The organism is Streptomyces niveiscabiei, assembly GCF_001419795.1.
GTDB lineage: Bacteria > Actinomycetota > Actinomycetes > Streptomycetales > Streptomycetaceae > Streptomyces > Streptomyces niveiscabiei.
On record NZ_LIRL01000690.1, the window covers coordinates 1 to 6,172 of the forward strand.

Genomic DNA, 6,172 nt, shown 5'->3' on the forward strand with positions numbered 1-6,172 from the left:
CCCCCGCCCCGCCCTCGACGACGACCGCCGCGCAGTCCACGTCCCGCGGCGGCGCGGCGGGCCGGTCCTCGGGGTGGCGGGGTTCCACGACGCACCACGCGGCCCCCAGCCGCAGCGCGGCGATCATGCCGACGACCGTGTGGGCGCTCTGCCGCAGGCGCAGCAGCACGGTCTGTCCAGGGCGTACTCCGGCGTCGTGCAGCCGGGCGGCGAGCGTGCCGGACGCGGTGGCCAGCTCCCGGTAGGTGAGGGCGCTCCCGCCGACGACGACGGCGAGCGTGCCGGGCTTCTCGCGGGCGCCGGCCAGGAACAGGGACAGGACGTCGGGGGCGGTCGTCGCGGTGCCGTCGGTGTCCGTCACGCCATGGCCTCCCGGGGCCTCGTCTCGATCAGCAGCAGGCTCCAGGCCGCCACCGGGCTCACGTTGATCACGACGACGCGGTCTCCCTCGGTGAACTCCCCGCGCTCCAGCGCGGTGTGGAGGTTGAGGAAGACGTCGTTGGGGCCGAGATGGCCGTAGCGCCGCAGGTTCTCCCGGCAGACGCCGAGGAGTTCGATCCCGAGGACCTCCTCGGTGAACGCGTGGCCGCCGGCCGACAGGTTCTGGCTGACGTATCCGCGCACGTCGGCGGGCGTCATCCCGTTGCGCTCCAGGAGCGTGCGCAGCATCGCGGTGAGCCGGTCGCGGGTCTCGACGGCCAGCCGGAAGGAGTATCCGGGCAGGTCGGCGCACTCCTCCCGCCACTCGGCCGACGGGCGGTCCCGGTAGTCGACGTGGAAGAGGTCCCAGTACGCGCCGTTCGTCTCCTGCGCGATGTCCAGCACCCGCAGGGCCCCGCTCCGCGACACCAGCAGGGCCTGTCCGCCGTCCCCGTTGACGGTCACCGGGTGCCGGTAGCGGTACGGGGAGGCCGGGGTGCTGCCGTGGACGACGAGCACGTCACGCAGGTCCGGATCGGCGGCGAGCAGTCCGCGGGCCGCGAGCAGGGCGGGGGTGACCGACACGCAGCCCAGCCCGCCGACGGAGAACGCCAGCGCCCGTTCGGCGCCGAGCAGTCGCTGTAGCCGCGTGACCTCCGAGCTGAGCAGTTTCCCGGGGGCCCGCTGCTCCACGACGATGAGGCCGCCCAGCTCCGGACCGTCGATCCCGCCTCTTCGCAGCGCCTCCCGGGCCGCCCGTTCCGCGAGCTCCGTGGCGTCCGTGCCCTCCGCCACCCGCACGGTCTCGATGCCCAGCCCTCTCAAGGTGCGCTCCCGGTCCCCCGCCGGTTCGGCGAGTGCCGGGAGCGCGTCGAGCCGCACCGACGCTTCCGGTAACGCATGTCCCACGGCCCGAACCGCGACCGCCGCACCTGCCCGCGTCATGTGCCCTCCCCGTGGGTGATGGGGTTGCTCCGCGCAGTAGTCAAACAGGGGGCGTGGACAGCCAGAAGAGGTTTCTGCCGAGCCCGAAAGGCCCTGCCGGGAGGAGGGGGGAGCGGCGAGAGCGCCGTCCCGTGCTCAGGCGACGGCGAGAACGACCGCCGCTCCCGTCGCCACCGCCAGGACCGCCGACGCGATCAGCAGCGAGCGGGGGTTGCCCATGTTCACGGTCCAGCCGATGCCGACGCGGCGGGGCACCAGGATCGCGGGGTCCTCGGCGTTGGCGTAGAGGGTGCCGGACAGGCGCCAGAAGCGGTCGTCGTCGCGGGGGACGAGGCCGGTGGAGGGCTCGGCCGGGGCGTCGGGCAGCCGGCTGCCGGAGGGGCCCACGCGCAGGATCAGGTACGCGGAGACGGAGAGGGCCGCCAGCAGGGGGACGGCGATCGTGAGGGTGAGGAGGGGGAAGGAGCGGCTGTCGCTCCACATCAGGGCCGACATGCCCAGCAGCATGAGGTTAAGGAGGGCGGTGATGCCCAGGAGGGCGCGGGAGGTGACGGCCAGGTAGCGGCGGTGGCGTGCCGCGCTGCTCGCGGGGCGGGACACGTCGAGGTCGGCGCGGGCGCGCAGGATGCCGTACACGGCGCCCACGCCGGCCAGGGTGACGAGCGCCTGCGCGAAGACGAGGCTGAAGGCGAGCCACACGCTGGTGGTGTATTCGCGGAAGGCGGTGCCGCCGAGGGTGCGTTCGGGGAGGGCGAGGCGGGCAGGCAGGTCGGGGTAGACGACAGCGCCCACGACGGCGGTCACGGCGGTCACGGCCAGTGCGGGAAGCGTCCAGGCCCAGGGCAGCCGTACGGGATCGGTGCGCAGCGACATGTCCGTGACGACGCCCTGCCGTGTCCGGTCGTACCAGCCGTCCGCCTCCTTCACCCGGGCGATGCGCCGGTGGGCGCGTGTCCACAGGGTGGCGGCGGCGGCGCACAGCGGCACCGCGCCGAAGGCGCCGGCCGCCGGAGTGTCGAGGGCCGCGCCGAGCGCGACGGACGCCACGATGACGGCCGCCGCGACGGCGAGCAGCGGGCCCCGGTACCCCTTGCGCTGTGTCTCGACGGCCGGGTCGTTCGCCCGGTCCGGCGGGACCCGGACACCGAAGGGGACGGCGGGTGAACTGAGGGCCGGACCGGGTGCGGCGTACAACACGGCGCTCAGCGCGGCGAGGATCCCGAAGTTGAGAGCTGAGTTGACCAGCACGGCGTTCACCTGTTCCCTCTTGTCACGTCGGTCACCGGGGGCTGCCGACCACACAAGCCCATACTAACTGATATATATCTAGTAGAACAGTTCGGCGCCCCCGCGTGAGATGCCGGGCAGACCTGCCGGTGTCAGCCGCCGAGCATCCCGGCGATCTCCTCGCGCAGGGCGGGCAGTTCGGCGTGCAGCGTCCCGGGGCACTGGGTCGCCGCCCAGTCCTTGTGGCCGCTGATCGTGGGGACGGTCCGGGTGACCCCGCTGACCGGGTTGCGGTAGACGGCGGTGGCCAGCGGGTCGATCGTATGCCGCGCGGCGAGTTCGGCGAGCAGTCCGACGAGGCTCGCGCGGGCGGCGGCCGACGCCGGTGTCGAGGTCAGCGTGCCGAGCAGGGCGATGCCCGCGTTGCCGGAGTTGAAGCCCCCGATGTGCGCGGCGGTGACGAGGCGGCCGGTGGCGTCGTGGGCGGGGGTGCCGTCCGTGCCGGACCAACGGCCTTCGTAGACGCGGCCGGCGGCATCGATCAGGTAGTGGTAGCCGATGTCGCCGAAGTCCTTGCCGATGGTGTCGTTGCGGTAGATGGCGCGGACGCGGGCGGCCGGGTCGGGGTCGGTGCTGCCGTCGGCGGTGTGGTGGATGCTGACCGTCTGGAGGGGGTAGTACTCCGTCGGCCACTTCTCGGTGCCGTCGGCGGCGAACCGGAGTGATTCGTCGGCGCCCCAGGCGGCGCGGGTCAGCAAGGTGTAGCCCGGCGCGGCGGCGGCGTACGCCGGTCGGGCGGCCAGTACGCCGGCTGCGGCGGCGCCGAGCGCGCCCAGCAGTACGCTGCGGCGGCCCGGCCGTAAGGCCCCAGCGGAGGCGGAGAGTTCCGAACGTCCCATGACCCGGTCCTGTCCTGTCGTCGTGACACGAGGAGAGAGGAGTGGCGCGGTGGTGCGCCGTTCCCACTGTCCCCCCGCTCCCCGCCTCCACGCCACGACATTCGAGCCTGACCTGAAAACGCCGGTCAGTGCCCTGCCGCTACCACTTCCCGGGCGCGTAGTCCTTGAGGAACACCCCGTACACGTCCTCGCCCGCCTCACCGCGCACGACGGGGTCGTACACCCGCGCAGCCCCGTCGACGAGGTCGAGCGGCGCGTGGAACCCGGCCTCGGCGAGGCGGAGTTTGTCGTAGTGGGGCCGCTCGTCGGTGATCCAGCCGGTGTCGACGGAGGTCATGAGGATGCCGTCGGTCTGGAACATCTCCTCGGCGCTGGTCCGGGTGACCATGTTCATCGCGGCCTTGGCGGCGTTGGTGTTGGGGTGCCCGGCGCCCTTGTAGCCACGGCCGAACACGCCTTCCATGGCGGAGACGTTGACGACGTACGCGCGCTTGCTGACCGCCTTGCGCGCGGCGTCGGCCATGCTGGGCCGCAGCGCGCTGATGAGGATGAACGGCGCGGTGTAGTTGCAGAGTTGGGTTTCGAGGAGCTCGACGGGCGAGATCTGCTCGATGGACTGGACCCACGTGTTCGTGTCGACGACGTCCGGGACGAGCCCGCCCGCGTCGATGGCGGTCCCGTCGAGGTGCCGCTCCACGCTCGCGTTCCCGGCGACGAGGGCGAGGTCGGCGACCTTCTGCGCGTCGATCCCGGACGACCCGAGGGGCAGCGCGGCGATCCCGTCGACCGCGCCGGACCCGAACGCGCCGATGACGTGGTGCGCGGGCAGTTCCCCGGCGGGCAGCGGCGCGGACTCTCCGTCCACGAGGGCGGCGTACGCGGACGGCAGGCGCCGTACCGTCTGGGTCGCGTTGTTGATGAGGATGTCGAGGGGCCCGGCCTCGGTCATCCGCTCGCCGAGGGCGACGACCTGGGCGGGGTCGCGCAGGTCGATGCCGACGACTTCGAGGCGGTGGATCCAGTCGGCGGAGTCGTCCATCGCGGTGAAGCGGCGGATGGCGTCCTTGGGGAAGCGGGTGGTGATCGTGGTGTGCGCGCCGTCGCGCAGCAGCCGCAGCGCGATGTACATGCCGATCTTGGCCCGGCCGCCGGTCAGCAGCGCGCGCTTGCCGGTGAGGTCGGCGCGGACGTCGCGTTTGGCGCGGTTGAGGGCCGCGCACTGCGGACAGAGCTGGTGGTAGAAGTAGTCGACCTCGACGTACCGGGTCTTGCAGGTGTAGCAGGAGCGGGGGCGCTGGAGGACGCCGGCGATCTTCCCGGCCTCGGTGACCGAGGACGGCAGGATGCCCTCCGTCTCGTCGTCGATGCGCTGCGCGGAGCCGGTGGCGGTGGCCTCGGTGACCGACTTGTCGTGCGCGGTCTTCGCGGCGCGGCGTTCCTGCCTGCGGCGTTGCTTGACCGTGCGGTAGATGCCGGCGGTGGCGCGCCGCACGGTGATCGCGTCGGGGTGGTCGACGTCGAGCTTGTCCAGCTCGTCCAGCACGCTCAGGCAGACGGCCAGCCGCTCGGGGTCGATCCCGGGGCCGTACGCGACCTCGCCGTCCTCTGTCACCGTCATCGCGCTGTGTTCCTCGACTCGCCGTGCGGCGCGCCGGTCGCGTCCGCTTTCGAACGGATGATTTTACGGAGCGCCCCGCCCGTCCTCCAAACCCGCGGCGGTCGCCGTGACCAGCGTCTCCACCTCGGCGCTCACGGCGGCGGCGAGCCGGTCGAGATCGGGTACGGCCGCGCCGTCCGCGACGAGCCCCACATGCACGCGCCCGCGGTAGCTGGACAGGGCGACGGCGAGCGCCTGTCCGCGCGCGAGGGGCGCGTACGGATACACCTCGACGACGGGGTGCCCGCCGAGCCTGAGCCCCACCCCGGGCAGCGGCACGCTGGTCACGAGCACGTCGAACCACAGCCGCGCGGCCTGCCCGGCGAGCGGCCCCACGATCCGGTGCCCGAGCGCGGGCACATGGTCGGCGAGCAGCGCGACGGCCCCCGCGCCCCGGCGGGGCCCGGCGTCCTTGTTCCGGTCCATGGCGGCCCGTACGGCGGCGAGCCGCGCGAGCGGCTCCGCCTGGTCGACGGGAAGCCGCACGAGATACCCGGAGAGCCGGTTCCCCCGCGGATGAGCGGTACGGGGACGGCGCTGCGAGACCGGCACGAGCGCCCGGGGCACCACCCCCGCACTCCCGTCCCCGCGTTCGTCGAGCCACCGCCGCAGCGCCCCCGCGACGACACCGATCAGTACGTCGTTGACGGTCCCCCCGACGGCTTTGCGCACCCGGTGCACATCGTCGACGTCGATCACGACCCCGGCGGTACGGCGCGTGCCGGAGGGTTCGGAGGTGAGCGCCGGGGTGGAGCGGACGGCNNTGTCGAGTGCGCGCCCGGCGCCGGAGAGGGCGTCCTGGATGCGGCCGGAGACGCCGGCGGCCAGGTCGGCCGGGGCGTTCAGCAGCCGGCGTACCCACGGCGTCTCCTCCTCGTCCCCGGGGCGCGTACGGCGCCGTGGTTCGGGTCCCTCCATCGGGTCCAGGACCGCCGCCGCCAGCGTCAGGGCGCGCAGGCCGTCCGCCAGGGCGTGGTGGAACTTGAAGAGGACCGCGAAGGTCACGCCGTCCTCGCCGGGCAGG

General features: G+C 73.4%; 6 protein-coding genes and 1 pseudogene. All 7 read right to left on the reverse strand.

The genetic code is table 11. The features are described 5' to 3' along the window. Positions 1-361 (reverse strand): AMP-binding protein (locus tag AOK24_RS30660; protein ID WP_240554208.1); only part of this gene is annotated, 361 nt, incomplete at its 3' end. Beyond that, a complete protein-coding gene (locus AOK24_RS30665) occupies positions 358-1,329 on the reverse strand; it encodes a 3-oxoacyl-[acyl-carrier-protein] synthase III C-terminal domain-containing protein (protein ID WP_240554210.1) in 972 nt (323 codons plus the stop codon). The genes AOK24_RS30665 and AOK24_RS30660, both read right to left, overlap by 4 nt. Positions 1,330-1,500: 171 nt before the next feature. Then, the gene (locus AOK24_RS30670; protein WP_055723297.1) at positions 1,501-2,622 is read right to left on the reverse strand and encodes a DUF1648 domain-containing protein; all 1,122 of its coding nucleotides are present in this window, start codon (positions 2,620-2,622) and stop codon (positions 1,501-1,503) included. Positions 2,623-2,744: 122 nt separating this feature from the next. Continuing rightward, a complete protein-coding gene (locus AOK24_RS30675; protein ID WP_055723298.1) occupies positions 2,745-3,491 on the reverse strand; it encodes a peptidoglycan recognition protein family protein in 747 nt (248 codons plus the stop codon). 139 nt (positions 3,492-3,630) lie between these two features. Beyond that, positions 3,631-5,109: an SDR family NAD(P)-dependent oxidoreductase gene (locus AOK24_RS30680; protein ID WP_055723299.1), complete on the reverse strand. Its 1,479-nt coding sequence runs from the start codon at positions 5,107-5,109 to the stop codon at positions 3,631-3,633. A gap of 63 nt (positions 5,110-5,172) precedes the next feature. Further along, a partial coding sequence (locus AOK24_RS30685; protein WP_240554211.1) for a WS/DGAT domain-containing protein occupies positions 5,173-5,910 on the reverse strand: 738 nt, incomplete at its 5' end. A 2-nt stretch (positions 5,911-5,912) separates the two neighbouring features. Further along, positions 5,913-6,172: pseudogene (locus AOK24_RS51335) on the reverse strand (wax ester/triacylglycerol synthase domain-containing protein); the annotation flags it as partial.

Coding starts and splice junctions, on each gene's coding strand:
- AOK24_RS30675 (WP_055723298.1), bottom strand. CDS start 3,491: ATGGGACGTTCGGAACTCTCCGCCTCCGCTGGGGCCTTACGGCCGGGC.
- AOK24_RS30680 (WP_055723299.1), bottom strand. CDS start 5,109: ATGACGGTGACAGAGGACGGCGAGGTCGCGTACGGCCCCGGGATCGAC.